1 protein-coding gene is annotated in these 332 nt (G+C 42.5%); it reads right to left on the reverse strand.

Annotation, left to right across the window (positions count from 1 at the left end):
* Positions 1 to 332, reverse strand: a 332-nt coding sequence (locus D9O48_RS18865; RefSeq protein ID WP_158624948.1) for a hypothetical protein, incomplete at both ends; no start/stop codon positions are given.

Below are 332 nucleotides of genomic sequence, written 5' to 3' on the forward strand. Positions count from 1 at the left end.
CCGCTGCCTACCGTTTTTCTGCCCAGTTCTTTTTTCGTTAACCGGCCTATAGCATCGTAACTATTTTTAGCAATTAGTTTATTAGCACTACCGTTGACAGATTGCACCACTGAGTCTAAATACCCTGGTCCCGAAAAGGCATTTCGGGTAACGACTACCACACTGGACGGCGTATAACCGGTGGCCTGATGGTTAATTTTACTAATCAATTGCTTGCCGTCAAAGCTATATTGATGGGTTATACGGTCTATAGCCCCTGTTTGATTTTTACTCACCGACTGTAGCAGCCGGCTTTTTGAATCATAAAAATGTACCGTGCTTAAAAAAGTATT

The sequence above is a fragment of the Gynurincola endophyticus genome, from assembly GCF_003991195.1.
Lineage (GTDB): Bacteria > Bacteroidota > Bacteroidia > Chitinophagales > Chitinophagaceae > Gynurincola > Gynurincola endophyticus.